The organism is Bacteroides sp. L008 (genome assembly GCF_040812255.1).
Taxonomy (GTDB): domain Bacteria; phylum Bacteroidota; class Bacteroidia; order Bacteroidales; family Bacteroidaceae; genus Bacteroides; species Bacteroides vicugnae.
This window is the reverse complement of the sequence record NZ_JBFNXO010000002.1, coordinates 46587-71849: the sequence shown is the minus strand read 5'-3', so window position 1 is coordinate 71849 and position 25263 is coordinate 46587. Positions and strand designations below refer to the sequence as shown.

The window sequence follows — 25263 nt, the reverse complement described above, 5'->3', positions numbered from 1 at the left end:
TGAATATATATATAAACTAAATTATTAAGCAATGAAAAAGAGTTTGACATTTATCTTCGCAGCAGCACTTTTGGTATCTTGCCAACAAGAGGAGAACGAAGCTACGACTCCTGCAAACAGTCGTATTACTATCTCTCCTATTATTACACGTGCTACGGAAGTTAACTTTGAGACCGGAGATAAAATCGGTGTTACAATCACCCAAAACGGTGACTTCGTATATGCGGAAAATAAACTGATGACATACAATGACGGAGTATTTGCCGGTGATTTACTTTGGTATCCGGAAGGAAATGACAAATCGCAAATAGTAGCCTATTATCCCTATAAAGAGGGCAATACTCCGGCTTCATTTACTGTAGAAACCGATCAGACTAGCGGATATGGAGCGTCAGATTTTATGGCAGCAAAGAAATCGGATGTACTTCCGACTACCAACGTTATAAGCATGAACTTCAAACACATGTTTACTAAATTAGTGATTAATGTAACAAAGGAAGTAGAAGCTAACATCTCGTCCATTGCATTGAAAGGTTCTATCCCGACTGCAACTCTTGATTTGAGTGCTCTCACAGTGACTGCTGATGCAAATGCCTCTGCTACAAGCATTGTTGCACAAGCCGTTAAAGCGAATGAGACATACCGAGCTATTATCGTTCCCCAAACAGTAGCCTTGACGCTTGAAGTAGCAACATCCGACGGCAAGACCTTGTCACAGAAGCTCACATCTACCACTTTGGCACAAGGAGGACAATACAGTGTGAACATTCGCGTGTTACCTGACGATATAGAAGTCAAACTTAGCGGTGACATTGAGAACTGGACAGATGAGGGCGAAATTGGAGCTGATAATGAAATTCCTTTTGAGGAACATCTCGATCAGAACTATTTCCTGTATGATAATGTGAAATATAAGACTGTAACTTTCTCAAACGGTACGACATGGATGGCTGAACCACTTTGCTATTTACCTAAAGGATATACACCCTCTACTGATCCGACAGCTGATTCACATATTTGGTATCCATATGAGATTGTTAACAATGTAGCCGTAGCCATAACAGACGAAAGTGCTATAAAAGAATTAGGCTATCTTTATGATTTGCAAGCTGCGCTAGGTGGTAAGGAAATTACTGAAAATAATCTGAAAGACTTTGAAGGCGCACAAGGTATCTGTCCGAAAGGGTGGCACATACCGACGCAAATGGAATATTTTAATCTTGTTGGCAAAAGCAACAATGATGAAGATGGAAATACTCCAGCAGATGGTGATAAAGCTCTCTTTTATGATGCAATCTATGATGGAGCTAAAGTACTGTCACTTCATAATGCAGGATTCAATTACCAATTTTCAGGAGTGCGTATGGTGGCAAATTTCGCATCTACTCCAAGTTACCAGAAAACTGTAATATCCAGCACTACTAGTACAATAACCGAGTGGATTGGAAAACCAGCATTGAATTATTATATGACTTCAACTCCATATAAAGCAATACTTAATGCTAACAACGAACTTACCAACATACAATTTTTTGCATTAATGAGTACGTTTACTTCCAAATATTTGGAAGGCAGATTAACGTTAGGTTATATCAGCACCAAGTCCGGTATGCAACTCCGTTGCGTAAGGGATCAAGCCGGCAACTAAAGGACTAACATTTGTTTCACACCGGGAAACCTTTAGTTCCCCTACGGGGAAACAATAGTTTCTCGGTGAGGAAACAACAGTTTCCCGGCATGAAACTCAAAGTCCCAAGTAAGGTTAAGACTCCTCGCCCGTAAGGCGAACTATGATAAGCTATAAACAAACGATAAACAGATTACAAACTATATAAAAACGAAGCAAGAACAATGAAAACAAAAAAGCTAACAATCGCAATTGCCATCGTGGCAATGACTTTTATCGGAACTTCATGTGGTAACAAACAACAGAAAAGCGCATCAGAAGCGACTACAGAACAGTCTGCTTCTTCCGCTTTGGAAATCGACTCTCTCCTTGCCAATGCCGAAAGCCTTGCAGGACAAGAAGTGACCATTGAAGGCGTCTGCACACACACCTGCAAACATGGAGCAAAGAAAATCTTCCTGATGGGTAGCGACGACACCCAAGTGATCCGTGTAGAAGCAGGAACCTTGGGAGCATTCGACCCTAAATGTGTAAACTCCATCGTTCGTGTTACCGGAACACTGAAAGAACAACGCATTGACGAAGCCTACCTCCAGAACTGGGAAGCACAACTCAAAGCACAGGCTGCCGAGAAACACGGAACCGGTGAAGCCGGATGCGACTCTGAAAAGAAAGCACGTGGCGAAACAGCCAACAGCCCCGAAGCCCGCATTGCAGATTTCCGTGCAAAAATAGCCGACCGCAAAGCAGAGACGGGAAAAGAGTATTTATCTTTCTATTTCATGGAAGCTAACTCGTATGAAGTGGAGTAACAGCATCCGTAAGTGGAGTCGACTCATACATCGTGACTTATCATTTTTCTTTTCCGGAATGGTATTGATATATGCCATTTCCGGAATTGTAATGAATCACCGTGACACGATTAACCCGAACTTCTCCATCACACGGAAAGAGTATAAGATAGCAGAAAAGCTACCGGATAAAGCAGGAATGAACAAGGAAGAAGTACTCACCCTCTTGGAACCGTTGGGAGAAAGCGGCAACTATACCAAGCATTACTTCCCGAAAACGGACGTAATGAAAGTATTCCTGAAAAGCGGATCCAACCTCCTCGTAAATGTGAAAACAGGGGAAGCGGTATATGAATCCGTCACCCGTCGTCCGCTTATCGGAGCAATGTCCCGCTTACATTACAACCCGGGACAATGGTGGACTTACTTTGCTGATATTTTCGCTATCGCTCTTATTATCATTACTCTTTCCGGCATCATCATGCTGAAAGGAAATAAGGGCATTATCGGCAGAGGAGGAATCGAACTAATTGTCGGAATCTTGATTCCCATTCTTTTCCTTTTCTTCTTTTGAATAGAATAACAGATAAAATCAAATGGAACATATTATCGAATGTAACAACCTGACGCACTATTACGGCAAACGGTTGATTTACGAAAATCTTAGTTTCACAGTACCCAAAGGGCGCATCCTAGGACTGTTGGGAAAGAACGGTACGGGCAAGACCACCACTATCAATATCTTGAGCGGTTACCTGAAACCCCGTTCGGGAGAATGTCGCATCTTCGGACAGGAGATACAGACAATGGCACCGGCTCTGCGTCGCAATATCGGACTGCTCATCGAAGGTCATGTGCAATACCAATTCATGACCATCAACGAGATAGAGAAATTCTACGCAGCTTTCTATCCCGGTCAATGGAAAAAGGAAGCCTACTACGAACTGATGAATAAATTGAAAGTAGCCACCGGTCAACGTATCTCGCGTATGTCCTGCGGACAACGTTCACAAGTAGCCCTCGGACTGATTCTCGCACAGAACCCGGAACTTCTCGTACTGGATGATTTCTCTCTCGGACTCGATCCCGGCTATCGTCGCCTGTTTGTCGATTATCTCCGCGACTATGCCCGTTCAGAAGGAAAAACAGTCTTCCTGACCTCGCATATCATTCAGGACATGGAACGGCTTGTTGACGACTGCATCATCATGGACTACGGAAAGATACTGATTCAGAAACCAATCGCCGAGCTACTGGAAAAAGGACGTCGCTACACCTTCACTATTCCCGAGGGCTACGAACTTCCTGCATCCGATGATTTCTATCATCCTTCTGTCATGCGGAACCAGTTGGAGACTTTCTCCTTCCTTCAACCGGCAGAAACAGAAGCCAAACTGAAATCCATGTCAGTGCCCTACACTAATTTTCATAGTGAACAGGTGAATCTGGAAGATGCATTTATCGGCCTGACAGGCAAATACTAGAATCGTTGATAATTGATAAAAACAATGTACGCTATATTTTATAAAGAATGGATAAAGACACGGTGGTATTTTCTACTTGCCGTGCTCGCCACACTTGGTTTTACAGGCTACTGTATGCTCCGCATCAACCGGGTGGTAGAAATGAAAGGGGCTGCTCATGTGTGGGAAGTGATGCTGCAACGAGATGTCATCTTCATTGATATGTTGCAATATATCCCTCTGATTGCGGGAATTTTGATGGCTATTGTTCAGTTTGTTCCCGAAATGCAGCGCAAATGCCTGAAACTGACTCTCCATCTGCCTTATCCGGAGTTGAAGATGACAGGTAATATGCTACTTTCGGGATTAGTGTTGCTACTTGTCTGCTTCGCTTCCAATTTCCTGTTAATGGAAGTATACCTGAATGGAATACTTGCCCATGAACTGAAGAACCACATATTGCTCACCGCTTTAACGTGGTATCTTGCCGGGATTTCCGGTTATCTGCTTGTGGCATGGATCTGCCTCGAACCGGCATGGAAACGTCGTATTCTGAATCTCATTATCGCAGTATTATTACTCCGAATCTTCTTTCTGTCGCCCACACCGGAAGCATATAACAAGTTCCTCCCTTATTTAGTGGTTTATACTTTGTTGACAGCTTCTTTCTCGTGGCTTTCTATCGTACGATTCAAGGCCGGAAAGCAGGACTAGGAACAATTAAAAATTAAAGACTAAAAATTAAAAGATTGAGTAATGAGACGTTTCAGTACTATATTATTATATGTAACCATCGCTTTTCTGCTTCTTTGGCAGTTGCCCTGGTGTTACAATTTCTTTGTCGTAAAGCCGGAGAAGACTCCCTTTACCCTGTACAGTTTCGTAATTGGCGATTTCGCACAGATGGGACAGGAAGAGGGAAAAGGAAGTGTACGTCGCGACCTGGCTGGTAATATTTATTCGGAAGCAGCTTTCGACAGTATCCTGCCTATGTTTTATTTTCGTCAGTTGATGTCTGATGAGCGTTTTCCGGATACCATTCAAGGGATAGCAGTAACTCCTAAAATGGTACAGACGGAGAACTTCAACTTCCGCAGTGTGCCTTCGGATATTAATGCGCCTTCTATCGGACTTTATCCTCTGATGGAATCCATGTCGGGACGTGTAGACCTGAAAATGCCGGATGACGTATTCCGCATCACCTCCAAAGGAATCGAGTTTATCGACATGGCCTCCAACAGCGTGAAGGAAGACAAGAGTCTTCAGTTTACCGAAGCTATGACTAAAAAGGAGTTTCGTTTCCCGGCAACGGAGATCGTAGGAAATCCAACAGTGAAAAAGGAGTATGACGAAGGTTATCTTCTATTGGATGCCGACCGCCGTCTGTTTCATCTGAAACAGGTGAAAGGGCGTCCGTATGTTCGTGCCATCACCTTGCCTGAAGGACTGACACTGGAACATCTGTATCTGACAGAGTTCAGAAACAAGAAGACACTTGCTTTCATGACCGATGTCAACAATGCTTTCTATGTACTGCAGAACCGGACATACGAAGTGGTAAAAACAGGAATTCCTGTATTTAATCCCGAAACGGATGCATTAACCATCATCGGTAATATGTTCGATTGGACGGTACGTGTAACTACCCCGACCTCTGATAATTATTACGCATTGAATGCCGACGATTATTCATTGATAAAAAAATTAGAGAACGAATCGTCCACTCATTCCATGCCCGGTATTACTTTCACATCTTATACAGATAAATATGTAATGCCACGTTTCGAATAGTATTCCCATATTGAATGTAACAGTCGTAAGGGACTATCAAAAGTCAATCTATTAAATATGACTTAGGGTAGTCCCTTACTGTTTTCTTCCCATGCGTGTATAGGAAACAAAAAGAATTACAATCTTTTCTTCTGTAAGTACGGGCTTTTTCCGGCAAGAAAGTTTATCTTTGCCGACTCATTCAACTATTAAAACCGCAATTGCTTCTGCATTATACACAAACAAATACGGTAAAACGAAAAAACTCAAATTAAAAACTGTATGAAAGTTTACAAAGCATTTGCTTTCCTAAGTATCTTCATGATGTTATTCTATCATTGTTCACTTCCTGCTGATGACGAAGAAAAAGGAGATGTAGAAGGAGAAGATACGGCTACTTCCGAACTTCCCTGGGAAGGAGAAACAGAAAAGTTCACCATCAATTCTAAAGAAGGAATTCATCTGAATGACCCACAAGAAGATGCCGGAGCGGCTTATGTCACTATACCGTCCACTTCGGTGAAGAATACCCGTTGGGAATTTGGAGTTCACCTCACCTTCAATCCTTCCGCCAACAATTATGCACGGTTTTATCTGACTTCTTCCTCAAACATTCTTTCCGAGAATTTAAACGGTTATTATATTCAGATAGGAGGAGCCAAAGATAATGTAGCTCTTTATCGTCAAAACGGAGACCAGTCTAAACTGCTGGCTTCGGGAAGAGAACTGATGAAAGGCGACTCATCACCGAAACTATACATAAAAGTAGAATGTGACAATAACGGTTACTGGACTTTTTGGACACGGCTTGAATCCGAGAATGAATACGTAAAAGAAAAACAGATAAAAGATACCGATATACAAACCTCCCGCTACTGCGGTATATACTGCATTTACACCAAAACACGATGCAAAGGATTCACGTTCCATCACATACAGTTGTCCAACGATGTAGAAACGAACACTACACCTGATGAAACACCCGATAATCCCGAAACGGACATTCCTGATAATCCGGACACTTCCGAACTACCGAGAGATGTGAGAGGTATGCTTCTTTTCAATGAAATCATGTATAACAATGCTACTGATGGTGCAGAATATATAGAAATCTACAATCCGACTGAACAGGCTATCATTTTACCGGCACTTTATCTATATAAGATGTATAAAGACGGGGCAATATACAATACTACCATCCTTCAAAATGAAAGTCCTTCTACTCCCCTAACCATTCCTGCCAAAGCTTATCTTTGCTTCACGAAATACTTCAACAGAGTCGTTCAGAAACATAAAGTCGGTGGAGAAAATATAATAATTATACCGAACTTCCCGGCACTGAACAATAATGGCGGGTATCTGGCACTTTCAAGTAGTAAAGAGACTGCACCAGGACATACTTTTGACACTTGTTGTTTTAGAGATGAAATGCACACCATTGATAAAATAACCGGAGTTTCACTCGAAAAGAAATCCCCGGAGTTGCCCTCCCTCAATAAGAATTGGCATTCATCGAAGCATACGACTGGAGGTACACCCGGAATAAAAAATATGTAAGATTATACATATCTATGATAAATTCCCTACATTTGTAGGCAAAGTAAACAAGTTCCGGATATTCATCCTCAAACGAATTTAAAACAGCAGATATGAGTCCAGCCGTTATATCTATTACTATTGTGGCATACTTTATCATCCTGTTCACTATCTCTTATATAGCAGGACACAAAGCCGACAATGAAGGATTCTTTGTAGGAAACCGTAAATCAGCCTGGTATATCGTTGCCTTTGCCATGATCGGTTCCACCATTTCCGGAGTCACTTTCGTTTCCGTTCCGGGCATGGTACAGGCAAGCAGCTTTTCTTATCTGCAGATGGTGCTGGGATTCATAGTAGGACAAATTATCATTGCGTTTGTACTCGTTCCTCTCTTTTATCGTATGAACCTGGTTTCCATTTATGAATATCTGGAGAACAGGTTCGGAAGCTCCTCCTACCAGACGGGGGCATGGTTCTTTTTTATTTCAAAGATGTTAGGGGCAGCTGTCCGGCTCTTTCTCGTATGTCTGACATTGCAGTTTCTTATCTTTGCTCCTTTTCATCTTCCATTCCTGTTGAACGTGATCCTTACGGTATTTATCGTATGGCTTTACACTTTCCGCGGTGGAGTGAAATCATTGATATGGACGGATGTTCTAAAAACATTCTGCCTGGTAGTGTCGGTTGTACTTTGCATCTATTATATTGCTTCCAGCCTGCATCTGAATTTCAGTGGTTTGATTAGTACGATTTCAGACAGTGACTTTTCCAAGACATTCTTTTTTGACGATGTCAATGACAAACGATACTTCTTCAAGCAATTCCTGGCAGGTGTATTCACCGTTATTGCCATGAACGGACTCGACCAGGATATGATGCAGCGCAATCTTAGCTGCAAGAACTTCCGGGACTCACAGAAGAATATGATTACCAGTGGAATCTCACAGTTCTTTGTCATTCTGCTTTTTCTGATGCTGGGAGTACTCCTATATACGTTTACAGCACAGCAAGGCATTGAGAATCCGGGAAAAAGCGATGAGTTGTTTCCGATGATCGCTACCGGAAATTATTTTCCCGGCATAGTCGGAATATTATTCATTATCGGACTGATAGCCTCCGCCTATTCTGCAGCGGGTTCTGCCTTGACGGCACTGACCACTTCTTTTACTGTAGATATTTTACATGCACAGAAAAAAGGAGATGCGGCACTTAGCAAGATACGCAAACATGTACATATCGGTATGGCAATTGTGATGGGGGCAGTCATTTTCGTATTCAATTTGCTGAACAACACCAGTGTGATTGATGCGATTTACACATTGGCCAGTTACACGTATGGTCCTATCTTAGGGTTGTTCGCTTTCGGCATCTTCACCAAGAAACAAGTTTATGATAAATATATTCCGTTGGTAGCTATCGCTTCTCCTATTCTTTGCTATATCCTGCAAAGAAATTCGGAAGCATGGTTCAACGGTTACCAAATTAGTTACGAGCTGCTATTATTTAACGCTGCATTTACTTTCATCGGACTTTGCTTCCTCATTCGAAAGAAATCAACTATGGACAATACGACAGTTCTTTAATATTAAAATCAAGATGAAGAAGAAAATTAATTGCTTCATACCTTTCGGCACCCCGGAAGATATCATGCAGACAGTGAAAGAACTACAAGCGTCAGAGCTAGTAAATAAAATCTATTTATTAGGTTCGGCGCCCGGCAAGAAAGCTCTTCCGGGGTGTGAATATCTCTCTGTTAAAGGGTTCTATTCCACAGACACAATGAAAACAATTGCAGCCAATGCCAATTCGGAATATACTCTGTTCTACTTGAAACAAACTCCATTAAAACTGGGACTGTATGCCTTGGAACGCATGGTGCAAATCATGGAGAACGATAAAAAGAATGGAATAGTTTATGCCGACCACTATCAGCTGATTAACGGAGAACTTAAACAAGCACCTGTCATTGACTACCAATTAGGAAGCGTCCGGGATGATTTCGACTTCGGCTCTATGCTTCTATTCAGTTCTTCTGCCTTCACTAAAATAGCAAATGCTTTGCGTGAAGAGTACGAATACGCAGGACTATATGCTATGCGTCTATTCATCTCTTACAAATATTCAATTGTGCACATCAATGAATATCTATACACCGAAATTGAAACAGATACCAGGAAAAGCGGAGAGAAACAATTCGACTATGTAAACCCCAAAAATCGGAAAGTGCAAATTGAAATGGAAGCTGCCTGCACCGAATACCTGAAATGTATTGATGCTTATTTCATGCCTACTTCTTCACGGCCTGTAAATCTTCACAGCGAAAACTTTGAATTCGAGGCATCTGTCATCATCCCTGTGCGCAATCGTGCTCATACCATCCGTGATGCTGTCAACTCGGCTTTAAACCAGCGGACCACTTTTCCTTTTAACATTATTGTTATCGACAATCATTCCACCGATGGAACGACGGAAATACTCCAGGAACTAAGTACCGATAAGAAATTGATCCATATCATTCCCCAAGAGAATGATTTAGGCATAGGAGGTTGTTGGAACAAAGGTATACATCACGAAAAATGTGGAAAGTTCGCCATACAGTTAGACAGTGACGATTTATACAAAGACGAATCCACTTTACAGAAAGTCGTAGATACTTTTTATAAGGAAAGTTGCGCAATGGTAATAGGCACTTATCTAATGACCGACTTCCAGCTAAACGAAATAGCCCCCGGTATTATTGATCACAAAGAGTGGACACCGGAAAATGGAAAGAACAACGCTCTACGTATCAATGGTTTGGGTGCTCCACGAGCTTTCTACACTCCTATTCTTCGTGATATCAAATTGCCGAATACCAGCTATGGAGAAGATTATGCCATAGGATTACGAATCTCACGGGAATATAAGATCGGACGTATCTATGATGTAATATACCTCTGTCGCCGTTGGGAAGGTAACTCCGACGCCGCATTAAGCACAGAAAAGATCAATCGGAACAACTTCTACAAAGACCGAATCCGCACATGGGAAATTAAGAGCAGAATCCAGATGCATACTATCGATCAAGAGTTTCAGGAACTTGTAGAAGAAATGATAGAAAACCAAAAAGAAAACTGGGAACTTGCGAAAAGGAACTATGAAGCGTTGGAAGAAAATCTGGAAAAGAAAAAAGTATTGAAGCTGAAGAAAGAAGACAGAGAGATGAAAGTTATAATTTTCCCAAATCCTCAACGCATCCTCTCGACCATGGCAAAAACAGATAGTCATTCTATCCAAGAAAGACCTTGTTTCTTATGCGGGAAAAACCGCCCCGCAGAGCAAACATATCTACCATTCGGACATTATGAGGTATGCCTCAATCCTTACCCCATTTTTCAGCGTCACTTGACAATCATCGACAAGGAACATACTCCACAAAGCATGAAAGGACGTTTTGAAGATATGCTTCACTTAGCTGAAAATCTGGACGAGTTCTATATACTCTATAATGGACCGGAGTGCGGTGCTTCCGCCCCTGACCACATGCATTTCCAGGCAGCAGGAAAAGAAGAAGAACTGACTAATCCTTTTGAGCTGAATTTCTTGACGGATATATTAGAAAATGGAAACTGCGTAACAACTTATGTAGACGATTTATTTACAACTTGCATAGGTATTACATCAAGCCTGAAAGTTGAATTAATGCAACAATTTGAAAAGGTCTACAAAAATCTTTCCGCCATTTATTCGGATAAAGAACCTTTAATCAACATGATAACCTGGTATGGCCTCGATAAAATCAGCCATTTCGGAGGTGACGAAGTAGAAGTATGGAATTGCATCATTTTCCTACGCTCAAAACATCGTCCCGTTTGCTATTATACCCCAAATGAAAAAGGGCTATTAATAAGTCCGGCTGTTGCAGAAATGGGTGGCATATTCCCGATTGTCAGAGAAGAAGATATGGATAAATTAAACGCCCAACAACTCACAGAGATTTACAAGGAGATAAGTTTATCTCCCCAACAGTTAAATACTCTATGCGATCAATTATTCAAAAAGGAATAGCAATAAAATAGTATGCAAATCCCTCTAATAAGTGTTGGTATCCTTTCCGGGAAAGAGATTGAATTCTCTTTCCCGGTGAAATTTAATTCTTCTGTCGGAACGGAAATTTCCGGAACACAGAAAGTTATTTATCAGAATGGAAAGATTCATTGGCAAGGGAAAGAATATAATGAATTATCTTTCACTTCCCAACAAAATGCACATGCTTTCTTTGAACTGAAAGATGTGACTATCGGAATCAACTTCCATTGGGAACGCAAAGAAGTCCAAAAATTCAAAGGGGAATTAAAAATTATCATCGAAGGAGAACAACTAACCGCTATCAATGTGATTTCCATTGAAGAATATCTCACCAGTGTCATTTCATCAGAGATGAGCGCAACAGCTTCTTTAGAACTACTAAAGGCTCACGCCGTCATCTCCCGAAGCTGGTTACTTAATAAATTGAGAATTGAGAATGATAAATTAAAAAATACGATGCCGTCAAACAGCGCAGCCAATCCTCAATTTTCAATTCTCAATTCTCAATTTATAAAATGGTATGACCATGAAGCACATAAGAATTTCAATGTATGTGCAGACGATCATTGCCAGCGTTATCAGGGAATTACACGAGCCTCAACACCACAAGCCATCGAAGCAGTCTCCGCCACGCGGGGGGAAGTACTGATGTATAAAGGAGCAATTTGTGATGCCCGTTTCTCTAAATGTTGTGGCGGAGCTTTTGAAGAGTTCCAAAATTGTTGGGAAAACGTAAAGCATCCTTATCTAATCAGACAACGGGATAGCAAGACTGAAAAACGACTTCCCGATTTGACCATAGAGACGGAAGCTGATAAATGGATACGTACCTCGCCTGTTGCTTTCTGTAACACGCAGAATAAGAAAATTCTAAACCAAGTACTAAACAATTACGATCAGGAAACAGCAGACTTCTATCGTTGGAAAGTCTGTTATTCGCAACAAGAGCTTTCAGAGCTGATTCATCAACGTTCAGGGATTGATTTCGGACAAATCATTGATTTAATTCCTGTAGAACGGGGGACATCCGGACGTCTTGTCCGGCTAAAGATTGTAGGAACCTTACGGACACTCATCATTGGAAAAGAGTTGGAGATACGCCGCACTCTATCGACTTCCCATCTTTACAGTTCCGCTTTTGTAGTAGACAAGGAGTACGGAGATGAACTTCCTTCCCGATTTATCCTCACCGGAGCCGGCTGGGGACACGGAGTGGGACTTTGCCAAATCGGTGCCGCCGTGATGGGAGAACAAGGTTATAAGTATGAAGAAATACTATCCCACTATTACCCCAGTAGTACACTTGAAAAACAATATAAATAAAATCGAACGAATGCCATGACAACACCCACTATAAAAAGAAATCCCTGGAGTTGGATTCCAACCCTCTATTTTGCAGAAGGATTGCCTTATGTAGCGGTAATGACTATTGCCGTCATCATGTACAAACGTCTGGGATTATCCAATACCGAAATAGCCTTATACACTTCCTGGCTTTATCTTCCCTGGACTATCAAGCCGTTATGGAGTCCATTCGTCGATCTGGTAAAAACGAAACGTTCCTGGATTATCGCCATGCAAGGGTTCATCGCCGCCGGATTTGCAGGCATCGCCTTTTTTATTCCAACGACACATTACGTACAATTCACTCTTGCTTTCTTTTGGTTATTGGCATTCAGTTCGGCTACGCATGACATCGCAGCAGATGGTTTTTATATGCTCGGACTCAACAACAAGGAACAATCTTTCTTTGTAGGCATCCGAAACACATTCTACCGACTCGCCAATATTTTCGGGCAAGGTATTCTCGTCATGCTGGCAGGATGGTTGGAAACCTCTCAAGGCAATATCCCTCTGGCATGGAGCATCACTTTTTACCTCCTGGCCGGATTATTCCTGGCTCTTACTTTGTACCATCGCTTTATCCTCCCCCATCCCGATTCCGATGTCAAACGTCCCGGACTCACAGCAGGTAAGCTATTAGAAGACTTTCTTCTGACTTTTGTCACTTTCTTCAAAAAGAAACACCTGGGTCTCATGTTCTTTTTCCTGCTCACCTACCGATTGGGAGAATCGCAGCTAGCCAAAATAGCTTCCCCCTTTCTATTGGATACCGCTGAAAAAGGAGGTCTGTCCCTATCTACGGCAACAGTCGGAATGATCTACGGGACCATAGGTGTCGTAGCTTTGCTACTGGGAGGAATTATCAGCGGTTTTCTCGTTTCCCGTGACGGTTTCAAGAAGTGGATATTGCCCATGGCATTAGCCATCAATATTCCCGACCTATTATATGTGTGGATGGCAGCCACTACTCCGGACAATACAATACTGATTGCCAGTTGTGTAGCCATCGAACAACTAGGGTATGGCTTCGGCTTTACCGCTTACATGCTTTACCTGATTTATATTGCGGAGGGTGAACACAAAACTGCCCACTATGCCATCGGAACCGGATTCATGGCACTTGGAATGATGCTTCCGGGCATGCCGGCAGGATGGATACAGGAACATATCGGATATACTCATTTCTTTATATGGGTTTGTATCTGTACTCTGCCTGGTATTATTGCCGCACTAATGATTCGTAACCGGCTGGAAGATTCTTTTGGAAAGAAACAATGAACTTACTTACTGAATAACTTAACACATTAAAAAGATACATCAAGATATGATACTTATTGCAGATAGTGGTTCTACCAAGACCGACTGGTGTGTCATCCTCAACGGCACACCTATCAAACGGATTGGAACGAAAGGGCTTAACCCTTTCTTCCAGTCAGAAGAAGAAATTCAGCAAGAGCTGACACATTCCCTCCTGCCACAATTGCCGGAAGGGACCATCAATTCCGTTTACTTTTACGGTGCAGGTTGTACACCCGAAAAAGCTCCCGTTCTCCGCCGGGCGATAGCCGACAGTTTACCTGTTGTCGGAAATATCAAAGCCTACTCGGATATGTTGGCTGCTGCCCGTGGATTATGCGGCCACGAAGCAGGCATTGCCTGCGTTCTGGGAACAGGCTCCAACTCCTGTTTCTATGATGGAAAAGAGATTGTCAACAACATCTCTCCTTTAGGCTTTATCCTGGGAGACGAGGGAAGTGGAGCCGTCCTTGGCAAATTACTGGTGGGAGACATTCTGAAGAATCAACTTTCGCCTGCCATCAAAGAAGCATTTCTAAAACAATTCGACCTGACAGCTCCCGAAATCATCGACCGGGTTTACCGTCAGCCCTTCCCGAATCGTTTTCTGGCAAGTCTGTCACCTTTTATAGCGCAACATCTGGAAGAGCCGGGGATAAGACAATTAGTGCTTGGCAGTTTTATTGCTTTCTTCCGAAGAAACGTAATGCAATATGATTACACGCAGTATCCTATACACTTTATCGGATCAGTGGCTCACTGCTACAGGGAGATATTACAAGAAGCTGCACAAGAGACAGGAATCAGAATTGGAAAGATTCTGCAAAGTCCGATGGAGGGATTAATTTTATATCATACCGCTTCATCTCAATCCTTGTAATTTGTATTTTTAGTCAATCGCCATTACCAATATGCAGATAACCGAACAATCGTCGCTCTACGACAATTTAGAAAAGAAGTCCGTACGGGAAATATTAGAAGACATTAACCGGGAAGACCAAAAGGTAGCGTTAGCCGTTCAAAAAGCCATTCCACAAATCGAACTGCTCGTCAACCAGATTGTGCCCCGCATGAAACAGGGTGGACGTATCTTTTACATGGGCGCAGGTACCAGCGGCCGCTTGGGAGTGCTGGACGCTTCGGAGATACCACCGACATTCGGAATGCCTCCTACCTGGATTATCGGATTGATAGCCGGTGGAGATACCGCCCTGCGCAATCCGGTAGAAGGTGCCGAGGACGATATGAACCGGGGATGGGAAGAACTTACGGAATATCATATCAACCCCAAAGACACCGTGATTGGCATTGCTGCTTCGGGCACTACTCCTTATGTAATCGGTGCCTTGCGGGAAGCTCGCAAGTATGGCATCCTGACAGGTTGCATCACCAGCAATCCGGATTCTCCGATGGCGGCAGAAGCAGATGTCGCCATCGAAATGATTGTCGGTCCGGAATATGTCACGGGAAGTTCGAGAATGAAATCAGGCACCGGACAGAAAATGATTCTGAACATGATTAGTACGTCGGTGATGATTCAACTCGGACGGGTGAAAGGAAATAAGATGGTAAATATGCAGCTTAGTAACCATAAACTAGTGGAAAGAGGAACCAGAATGATTATGGAGGAATTGGGATTAGAGCATGACCATGCACAAAAATTGTTGCTGTTATACGGTTCGGTTAAAAAAGCGATTGACGCTTATCAACACTCAAAAGACTATTAAGCACACTAAAGCCCCCACACATACAAGATAAAAAGATTTTGAAACAAAATCAAAAATATTTATTGAGCAAATCTGTTTGTTCACACTCCCTCATATTATTTCTAAAGAAAAAACTTCCCCAAAAAGTCGATAGGTATCAACAGTATAAATAATTGTAACATACCAAAAGCCCGTTCTTATCAATACCAACTATCTTTGCATCGTGTCACAATACAAGTGGAATAATAAATAATTAACCACAAATTATTAAATATTGAAACCATGAAAAAGTTATTTCTATTCTTCTATCTCTCTGTTGTGGGTATAGCGGCATTTGCCGCTGAACCATTCGTAGTATTCACAGCAACCGGCAATCATTTCCCGTTGGTTGCCAACGGAGTTCCTTGTCCGATATACATAGATTCTTCCGAAGACAAAGGAGTCATGATTGCTGCCGGCAATCTTCAACAAGACATACTGCAGGTATGCGGAGAAAAGCCCGAACTCTTAACAAGCGCAAGTTCAAAACAATGTATCATTGCAGGTACTTATGGCACTCCTTTTATAAAGAAGCTGATGTCGGCAGGAAAAATAGACAAAAAGGAATTGGATGGGAAAAATGAAAAATATATCCTGCAAATCATCGCCAATCCTTGTGAGGGAATAGATGAAGCGGTAGTTATCATCGGCAGCGACAGACGTGGTACTATTTATGGTATCTACGAACTTTCCGAACAGATGGGAGTATCTCCCTGGTATTGGTGGGCAGATGTTCCCGTCATGAAACAACCCAACGTATATATTAAACCCGGACAATACTCGGACGGAGAGCCGGCCGTAACCTATCGCGGTATCTTTCTGAATGATGAAGCACCGTGTCTTACCCAATGGGTAAAACACACTTACAGCACCAACTATGGCGACCATCGTTTTTATGCACGGGTGTGTGAACTGATACTACGCCTAAAAGGTAATTTCCTTTGGCCGGCCATGTGGAACTGGGCTTTCTATGCTGACGATCTGCAGAACAGCAAGACAGCAAGTGAAATGGGAGTCATTATCGGCACGTCCCACCACGAACCGATGGCACGCAACCATCAAGAATGGTCACGCAAGCGCAAAGAATATGGTGCATGGGATTATACAACTAACAAAAAAGTGATCGATCAGTTTTTCCGTGAAGGCATCGAACGGATGCAGGGCACAGAAGATATCGTAACCATCGGTATGCGCGGAGACGGTGACGCAGCCATGAGTAAAAGTACCAATGTGAAACTTCTGGAGAATGTAGTCAAGAATCAGCGCAAGATTATTGAAGAAGTCACCAAACGTCCGGCCAAAGAAACTCCGCAAGTATGGGCGTTGTATAAAGAAGTATTGGATTATTACGATAAAGGTATGCGTGTGCCCGATGATGTAATCATGCTATTGTGTGATGACAATTGGGGCAATGTATGCCGCCTGCCAAATGCCAAGGAACGTAAGCATCCGGGCGGTTGGGGTATGTATTACCATGTAGACTACGTAGGTGCTCCGAGAAACTCCAAATGGCTGAACGTAACCCCTATACAAAATATGTGGGAGCAACTTCAACTCACATACGATTATGGAGTAGAAAAGCTGTGGATACTGAATGTAGGCGATTTGAAACCAATGGAATATCCGATCACGCTCTTCATGGATATAGCATGGAATCCCAAACAATTCAACGTCTCTAACTTGCTGGATCATCCCCGTCGTTTCTGCGCGCAGCAGTTTGGCGAAGATCAGGCGGATGAAGCTATGCGAATCTTAAACCTGTACAGCAAATACAACGGCCGAGTGACGGGAGAAATGCTCGACCGGAATACTTATAACCTGGAGACCGGCGAATGGAAACAAGTATCTGATGAATATCTGAAACTGGAAGCGGAAGCTTTGAGACAATACATATCACTAGAACCGGAATATAAAGATGCCTACAAGCAATTAATCCTCTTCCCCGTTCAAGCCATGGCAAACCTGTACGAAATGTATTATGCACAAGCCATGAACCATAAATTGTACAAAGAAAACAATCCGCAAGCTAACGAATGGGAAGATAAAGTGGAACAGGCTTTTGCACGGGATAAAGCGTTGAGTGACGATTATAACAACGTTATGTCCGGCGGCAAATGGAAGAATATGATGATTCAGAAACATATCGGTTATACATCATGGAATGATAACTTCCCTGCTGATACACTGCCTAAAATCTACCGAATCAAACATCCGGAAAAGGCTGCCGGCGGATACGTCTTCACTGGGCAAGACGGATATGTAGCTATGGAAGCCGAGCATTATTACAGCGCTAAAGCAGCACCAAGGACGGAATGGACAGTGATTCCCTATATGGGACGTACCCTTAGTGGCATGGCTCTGATGCCTTACACACAACCGACCAGCGGAGCTTCTATCTCCTACAAGATAAAGTTGCCTAAAGGAATTGACAAGGTGACTGTCCATGTGATAGTAAAATCAACTCTTGCTTTCCACGATCGCAAAGGACATGAGTATAGTATCGGATTTGAAGGAGGAAAGGATCAGACGATCAATTTCAATCATAACTTAAATGAGCTTCCTGAAAATGTATACAGCATATACTATCCGACAGTTGCACGACGCATCGTTGAGAAAAAAGCAAAACTGAATGTACCGAATACATCAGACGGTATGCAAACAATCACTTTCAAACCTCTTGATCCGGGCATTGTACTTGAGAAGTTGGTTGTAGATTACGGAGGTTACAAGAAATCCTATCTGTTTATGAACGAATCAAAGAATAAGAGAACAAACCTGCAATAAATATAAAATATCCATGTATTGTGAGAAAGGATTCCCTATTAGTAGGGAAAAGATTCCCTCATTTTGTGAGAACAAATTCCCATAAAATGAGAGAATCTCTTCCCACAATATATGGAACAACTAGAGAATATAATGACAGTCAACAGAAGATGCATGGTTTTATCCTGTGGAACATACACTATATCTATTATTTGCTACAAATCCATATAATTATGAACAGAAACACTTTTTTTGTATTATTCCTATTAATAAGCAACCTTGTTTCAAGACAGGACCTGAAGCTGTGGTATAGTCAACCTGCACAAAATTGGTCGGAAGCTCTTCCTATTGGTAACTCCCGTCTTGGAGCCATGGTATATGGCGGAATCGAACGCGAAGAATTACAACTTAACGAAGAAACATTTTGGGCAGGTTCTCCATACAATAACAATAACCCGAATGCCGTACATGTGCTACCGGTTGTACGCAAACTGATTTTTGAAGGGAGAAACAAGGAAGCGCAAAGGCTCATTGACGCCAACTTCTTAACCCGGCAACACGGAATGAGCTATCTGACATTAGGTAGTCTTTACCTAGAATTTCCGGAACACCAAAATGCATCCGGCTTCTACCGCGATCTGAACCTGGAGAATGCAACGGCAACTACCCGTTATCAAGTGGATGACGTCACTTATACCCGCACCACTTTTACTTCATTTACTGATAATGTCATTATTATGCATATCAAAGCAAGTAAAGCAAACGCACTGAACTTTACTATTGCATATAACTGTCCTTTAGTACATAAGGTGAATGTTCAGAATGATAAGCTGACCGTCACCTGTCAAGGGAAAGAGCAGGAAGGTTTGAAAGCCGCACTACGGGCAGAATGTCAAATCCAAGTAAAAACGAATGGCACTCTCCGCCCGGCAGGAAATACTCTCCAAATAAATGAAGGAACAGAAGCCACCCTTTATATATCGGCAGCAACCAACTACGTAAACTACCAGGATGTCAGCGCCGATGAATCCCACCGGACCAGCGAATATCTGAAAAGAGCAATGCAAATACCTTACGAAAAAGCTCTCAAAAACCATATCGCTTATTATAAAAAACAATTTGACCGTGTACGCCTTACATTACCGGCAGGCAAAGCTTCCCAACTGGAGACTCCCAAACGAATTGAAAACTTCGGAAATGGGGAAGACATGGCAATGGCAGCTCTACTTTTCCATTATGGGCGTTATCTGCTGATTTCTTCTTCGCAACCGGGTGGGCAACCGACTAATCTGCAAGGTATATGGAATAACAGTACTCATGCACCCTGGGATAGCAAATACACCATCAATATCAATACAGAAATGAACTATTGGCCGGCAGAAGTCACTAATTTAAGTGAAACACATAGCCCGCTATTCTCAATGTTGAGAGATTTATCCGTCACAGGAGCCAAAACCGCCCGAAGCATGTATAACTCACGCGGATGGGTGGCACATCATAACACCGACTTATGGAGAATCTGTGGTGTAGTCGATTTTGCAGCAGCCGGCATGTGGCCTAGCGGCGGCGCCTGGTTGGCCCAACATATCTGGCAACATTATCTTTTCACCGGAGATAAAGAATTTCTAAAAGAATATTATCCGATACTGAAAGGAACCGCACAATTCTATATGGACTTTCTGGTGGAACATCCTACCTATAAATGGCTGGTGGTAGTTCCCTCCGTATCACCGGAACATGGTCCGGTCACTGCCGGATGCACCATGGATAACCAGATTGCTTTTGATGCACTGCATAATACCTTACTGGCTTCATACATCGCTGGTGAAGCCCCTTCTTTCCAAGACTCCCTAAAACAAACGCTAGAGAAATTGCCACCTATGCAAATAGGGAAACATAACCAACTACAAGAATGGCTGGAAGATGTTGACAATCCCAAGGACGAGCACCGTCATATTTCACATTTGTACGGGCTATATCCGAGTAACCAAATTTCTCCATACTCGAATCCCGAGTTATTTCAGGCAGCAAAAAACACATTGGTGCAACGCGGTGATAAGGCTACCGGTTGGAGTATCGGCTGGAAAGTCAATTTCTGGGCACGTATGCTGGATGGAAACCATGCCTTCCAAATCATCAAAAATATGATTCAACTATTGCCCAACGATAACTTGGCTAAAGAATATCCGAGCGGACGTACCTATCCCAATATGCTGGATGCTCATCCGCCTTTCCAGATTGACGGTAATTTCGGTTATACAGCCGGAGTAGCGGAAATGTTGCTCCAAAGTCATGACGGTGCCGTACATTTATTGCCGGCATTGCCTGATGCATGGGAAGAAGGGAGTGTGAAGGGGCTGGTGGCACGTGGAAACTTTACTGTTGATATGGACTGGAAAAACAATGTGTTAAATAAAGCGATCATCCAGTCGAATATAGGCGGTACGCTCCGCATCCGGTCTTATGTTCCCCTGAAAGGGAAAGGCTTAAAACAAGTAAACGGGAAAGAGTGCTCAAATAGATTATTCGCCACCACTCCTATCAAGCAACCTCTTGTAGCCAAAGGGGTAAGTGCGCAGTCTCCCAAACTGCAGAAGGTTTACGAATATGACATCGAAACAAAGGCCGGTAAAAGCTATATTGTAAATACAATAAAAGGAAAACAATAATACATAAGGAAAGATTAATCTTTTCTCATGTTACATTTTTCACGAACGATGTTACAACATCCGATTGCACTCCCGGAGCCTATTGAAAATATTCATCTTTTATTAGGTTATATTTAGGTTTTTAGTTTTCTTTGTACTACCAACAACGATCTATAAACTATGAGAAATGTATTGATTTTTCTATTATCATTGTTTTCTTTGTTATGCAACGGACAATCTCCTAAGTTATTCACTACTGACAAAGAGCTATCCAGTAGTCTGATTAATCAAATATATCAAGACCGAAACGGTTTCATTTGGATTGCAACAGAAGATGGTCTGAACCGTTATGACGGTGCTAAATTTACCATATACAAACATGAGCCTAATAATGAACATTCGTTAGCACACAATTTTGTTCGTACTGTTTTTGAAGACAGCAAAGGTCATTTGCTTATCGGCACATATATAGGAATTCAAATGTATGATCCGGCCACGGACAATTTTACTCCACTTGCCAAATTGGAAGATACCGGAGAAACGCTTGAAAGCAACATTAATTCTTTCATCGAGCGAAAAAACGGAGAGATATGGGTATCTGGAAATGTGTTGTGCAAACTAAACATCAAAGACCATCTGTTGACTGTCCGGAAAGTCGATATTGCAGTCACTTCACCCGGGAGCCTGTTTGAAGATAAAAAACAAAATGTATGGATGGCAAAAGGGGAAGAAGGAGTATATCAACTCACTCCCGACAATCAGCTTACGTTACACTTGTCTAAAGACAACGGATACGTCAAAAGTATATGTGAGGATCAGCGAGGCAACATTTATGTAGGAAGTATACGAAAAGGGCTATTCATTTACGACAAAGAATGTAAAACCTTTGTCCCTGTCGATTTGAAAGAGAAAGGAGAACTTCCTGTTTGCTTTCTTTATTCTGGTATACCAAATGAATTGTATATCGGCACTGACGGCAAGGGAGTAGCCATTTATAATATCCGAACACACGAAATCTCCGAATACAAGTTTGACAATAATTATTTTGATTCGGGGAACTCGAAAATACACTCCATCCTAAAGGACAATTCGGGTAACTTATGGTTAGCTGTTTATCAGAAAGGAGTTATATTAATTCCAGCCCGCACCAACAGCTTTAAGTATATCGGACATAAATCAACAGATAAAAATTGCATAGGCTCCTGTTGCATTACTTCGTTCTGCAAAGATAATAACGGGACTCTATGGGTAGGAACGGATAATGACGGTATTTATGCCCTTACAGAAAAATTAGAGCCGGCAAAACATTTCTCACACACCACCCATCCTCATTCAGTCCCCTCAACTGTTATTAAATTGTATGAAGACTCCGAACACAATATGTGGATTGGTTCATTTATCAACGGTATGGGAAAGCTGAACAAACAGACAGGATTATGCGATTACCAGTACCAACTGGTAGATAAGAACAACAACTATATACAACGTGTATATGACTTCGCAGAAGATAAAAACAAGCGTCTTTGGATTGCGACAATGGGATTCGGTTTGTTCTACTATGACCTGAAAACGAAAGAATTTACATCCGTACAATCTCAAACATCTTTAATCAACGAATGGATAGGTTGCCTGCACTATTCCGATGACAATAAACTGTATGTCGGAACTTATGACGGTGTCAACTGTATAGACCTTGACAGCCCTGATTTTCAAAGTCATAAGATACTCTCACAAAATGTTATTTATTCAATCTTTGAAGATGCCGACGGAGTTGTCTGGTTAGGCAGTTCCGAAGGATTATCCGGTTGGAATAAAAAAACGAAAGAACTAACCAGTTATACTACTGCAGACGGATTGCCCAGTAATACAATATATGCCATACAAGGAGATGGAAATGATTTTCTTTGGATAAGCACCAATGCCGGAATTTCCCAATTCCAAAAGAAAAACAACAAATTTATCAATTATTATGTCAGCGACGGATTACAGGGAAATGAGTTCTACAAGAATGCCTCCTTCAAAGATAAACAAGGTATTATCTGGTTTGGCGGAATGAATGGCATCACCTATTTCAATCCACAAGACATTATCAATCCGGCAAAAACATGGAATATCCGGATCACCGACTTTTTCCTGCATAACAATCCGGTTAGAAAAGGAATGAAATCCGGTATTCATAATATTATCAACTGCCCTGTATTCAACGCAAAAGAGTTTTATCTATCCCATAAAGACAATGTGTTCAGTATCGAGTTTGCCACTCTGGAATTAAATGCCCCCGAACATATCAACTACCTTTATTCTATCAACGATGAAAAATGGATTAGTTTGCCCAAAGGTGTAAACCGTATCTCATTCAGCAATCTGAAACCCGGTACCTATAACTTTAAAATCAGAGCAAAAGACAACACTGTGTATTCAAATATAAAAGATATTACCATCTTTATATCTCCTGCATGGTATGCTTCATGGTGGGCCAAAGTTATCTACTCCTTATTATTACTGACCATTATATTTATCATTATTCTTCAGATCAGACATCGGTACAGAATGCATCAGGAAATGCTGCAACATATCCATGCCGAACAAATCAATGAAGCAAAATTGCAGTTCTTTATCAACATCTCTCATGAGATACGCACTCCGATGTCTCTAATCATCAGCCCTCTACAGAAACTGATTAAGAATGAGGACAACAATGAACGCCTGAAAATATATCATATTATCTACAGAAATGCGGAACGTATTCTGAATCTTGTCAATCAACTAATGGATATTCGGAAAATTGATAAAGGACAAATGTTCCTGATGTTCCGGGAAACCAACATTATTCCTTTTATTGAGGATTTATGTACAACTTTCAGTCAACAGGCAAATACAAAAAATATCCGGCTACAACTTCACAGTACGCTCCGGGAACTAAATGTATGGGTAGACACAGGTAATTTTGATAAGATTATCCTGAATATTCTGTCTAATGCCTTCAAGTTTACTCCTGAAAAAGGAAACATAGATATTACCATCCGTACGGGAGAAGATAATACGCTGCCCGCTCCCTTGAAACAATATGCCGAAATAATTATCTCGGATACCGGAACAGGCATCGATGAACAGGAAAAAGAACATATCTTCGAACGTTTCTACCAGATCCGTAACAGCCAACAGAATCCAAAAGGCGGAACAGGAATAGGATTACATCTGACTCGTTCATTAGTGGAATTACATCATGGAATTATCTATGTAGAAAATAATAAAGAACAACCGGGTTGCCGTTTTATTATCCGATTACCGTTGGGTAACAAGCATCTACGACCTGAAGAAGTTGACAACAATAAGCAAAAGGTAACAGTTACCGTACCAACTGTTCCTGTCATCTCTTCCATTATAGAAAATGAGGAAGAAAAGAAAGTCAGGGTAAAAACTAAATATCGCGTATTAATTGTAGAAGACGAAGAAGAAATCCGAAATTATATAGCGAAGGAGTTTGGGGACAAATTTCATATCATGGAAAGCCGTAATGGTAAAGAAGCATTAGAGCAAATATTTAAAAAGGCTCCGGATTTAGTCATTAGTGACATCATGATGCCCGAAATGGACGGACTTACCTTATGCCGGAAGATCAAGCAGAATGTAAACCTCAACCATATCCCAGTCATTTTGCTTACTGCGAAAACGAGGGAAGAAGACAACCTTGAAGGTCTGAATACAGGAGCCGACGCCTATATCATGAAGCCATTCAATATCGAAATTCTGCAAAAGACGGTAGAAAATCTGATTAATACACGGCAGCAGTTACGCAAAGTATTTACAGGCCAGCAAAACCAGGAGAACAAGGTTCAGAAACTGGAAGTGAAATCACCCGATGAGAAATTGATGGAACGTATTATGAAAGTGATCAATGAAAACATCAGTAACCCTAACTTGACAATAGAGACAATCACCACCGAAGTAGGTATCAGCCGCGTACATCTTCACAGGAAACTCAAGGAGCTCACCAACCAGACAACCCGTGACTTTATACGTAATATACGTTTAAAAGAAGCCGCTCGTCTATTGTCCGAAAAACAGCATACCATATCCGAGATAGCCATGTTAACAGGATTCACTGATCCTAATAATTTCTCGACAACATTCAAAGAATTGTATGGAATGCCGCCTTCAATGTATATGAAAGAGCAGTTGAGTAAAAAAGAAGAGTAACCCAACTGC

The 25263-nt window shown here is 41.8% G+C and carries 16 protein-coding genes; all 16 read left to right on the top strand.

Annotated features, from left to right (window positions below; genetic code table 11):
• Nucleotides 1-31: 31 nt before the first annotated feature.
• The 16 genes from AB3G73_RS19770 to AB3G73_RS19695 all read left to right on the top strand — a co-directional run bounded on the left by AB3G73_RS19770 (nt 32) and on the right by AB3G73_RS19695 (nt 25254).
• Nucleotides 32-1648 carry a fimbrillin family protein gene (locus tag AB3G73_RS19770; protein ID WP_367745475.1) on the top strand — a complete coding sequence of 539 codons (1617 nt, stop codon included), beginning with the start codon at nt 32-34 and terminating at the stop codon, nt 1646-1648.
• 203 nt (nt 1649-1851) lie between these two features.
• Nucleotides 1852-2439 (top strand): hypothetical protein, encoded by a 588-nt coding sequence (locus AB3G73_RS19765; RefSeq protein WP_004322225.1) that lies wholly within the window; start codon nt 1852-1854, stop codon nt 2437-2439.
• Nucleotides 2426-2992: a PepSY-associated TM helix domain-containing protein gene (locus AB3G73_RS19760; protein ID WP_367745474.1), complete on the top strand. Its 567-nt coding sequence runs from the start codon at nt 2426-2428 to the stop codon at nt 2990-2992. Before AB3G73_RS19765 ends, AB3G73_RS19760 begins: the two co-directional genes overlap by 14 nt.
• Before the next feature lie 22 nt (nt 2993-3014).
• Nucleotides 3015-3902: an ABC transporter ATP-binding protein gene (locus AB3G73_RS19755; protein WP_148364011.1), complete on the top strand. Its 888-nt coding sequence runs from the start codon at nt 3015-3017 to the stop codon at nt 3900-3902.
• Between the two features lie 24 nt (nt 3903-3926).
• The gene (locus AB3G73_RS19750) at nt 3927-4595 is read left to right on the top strand and encodes a hypothetical protein (protein ID WP_004305102.1); all 669 of its coding nucleotides are present in this window, start codon (nt 3927-3929) and stop codon (nt 4593-4595) included.
• Nucleotides 4596-4637: 42 nt separating this feature from the next.
• Nucleotides 4638-5672, top strand: a complete 1035-nt coding sequence (locus tag AB3G73_RS19745; protein WP_367745473.1) for a DUF4857 domain-containing protein — start codon at nt 4638-4640, stop codon at nt 5670-5672.
• Between the two features lie 261 nt (nt 5673-5933).
• The gene (locus AB3G73_RS19740; RefSeq protein ID WP_367745472.1) at nt 5934-7208 is read left to right on the top strand and encodes a lamin tail domain-containing protein; all 1275 of its coding nucleotides are present in this window, start codon (nt 5934-5936) and stop codon (nt 7206-7208) included.
• Between the two features lie 92 nt (nt 7209-7300).
• Nucleotides 7301-8773, top strand: a complete 1473-nt coding sequence (locus AB3G73_RS19735) for a sodium:solute symporter (RefSeq protein WP_148364017.1) — start codon at nt 7301-7303, stop codon at nt 8771-8773.
• A gap of 13 nt (nt 8774-8786) precedes the next feature.
• Nucleotides 8787-11237: a DUF4922 domain-containing protein gene (locus AB3G73_RS19730; RefSeq protein ID WP_148364018.1), complete on the top strand. Its 2451-nt coding sequence runs from the start codon at nt 8787-8789 to the stop codon at nt 11235-11237.
• Between the two features lie 12 nt (nt 11238-11249).
• Nucleotides 11250-12581 carry a SpoIID/LytB domain-containing protein gene (locus AB3G73_RS19725; RefSeq protein WP_367745471.1) on the top strand — a complete coding sequence of 444 codons (1332 nt, stop codon included), beginning with the start codon at nt 11250-11252 and terminating at the stop codon, nt 12579-12581.
• A gap of 15 nt (nt 12582-12596) precedes the next feature.
• Nucleotides 12597-13880, top strand: a complete 1284-nt coding sequence (locus AB3G73_RS19720) for an MFS transporter (protein WP_148364020.1) — start codon at nt 12597-12599, stop codon at nt 13878-13880.
• Nucleotides 13881-13926: 46 nt separating this feature from the next.
• A complete protein-coding gene (locus tag AB3G73_RS19715; protein WP_195648826.1) occupies nt 13927-14778 on the top strand; it encodes an ATPase in 852 nt (283 codons plus the stop codon).
• 31 nt (nt 14779-14809) lie between these two features.
• Nucleotides 14810-15625 (top strand): N-acetylmuramic acid 6-phosphate etherase, encoded by an 816-nt coding sequence (gene murQ / locus AB3G73_RS19710; RefSeq protein WP_148364022.1) that lies wholly within the window; start codon nt 14810-14812, stop codon nt 15623-15625.
• 261 nt (nt 15626-15886) lie between these two features.
• The gene (locus AB3G73_RS19705; protein WP_367745470.1) at nt 15887-18427 is read left to right on the top strand and encodes a glycosyl hydrolase 115 family protein; all 2541 of its coding nucleotides are present in this window, start codon (nt 15887-15889) and stop codon (nt 18425-18427) included.
• A gap of 212 nt (nt 18428-18639) precedes the next feature.
• On the top strand, nt 18640-21075 hold the full coding sequence (locus AB3G73_RS19700; RefSeq protein WP_367745469.1) for a glycoside hydrolase N-terminal domain-containing protein: 2436 nt from the start codon (nt 18640-18642) through the stop codon (nt 21073-21075).
• A 159-nt stretch (nt 21076-21234) separates the two neighbouring features.
• Complete coding sequence (locus AB3G73_RS19695) at nt 21235-25254, top strand: two-component regulator propeller domain-containing protein (protein WP_367745468.1); 4020 nt, start codon at nt 21235-21237, stop codon at nt 25252-25254.
• The last annotated feature ends 9 nt before the right edge of the window (nt 25255-25263 follow it).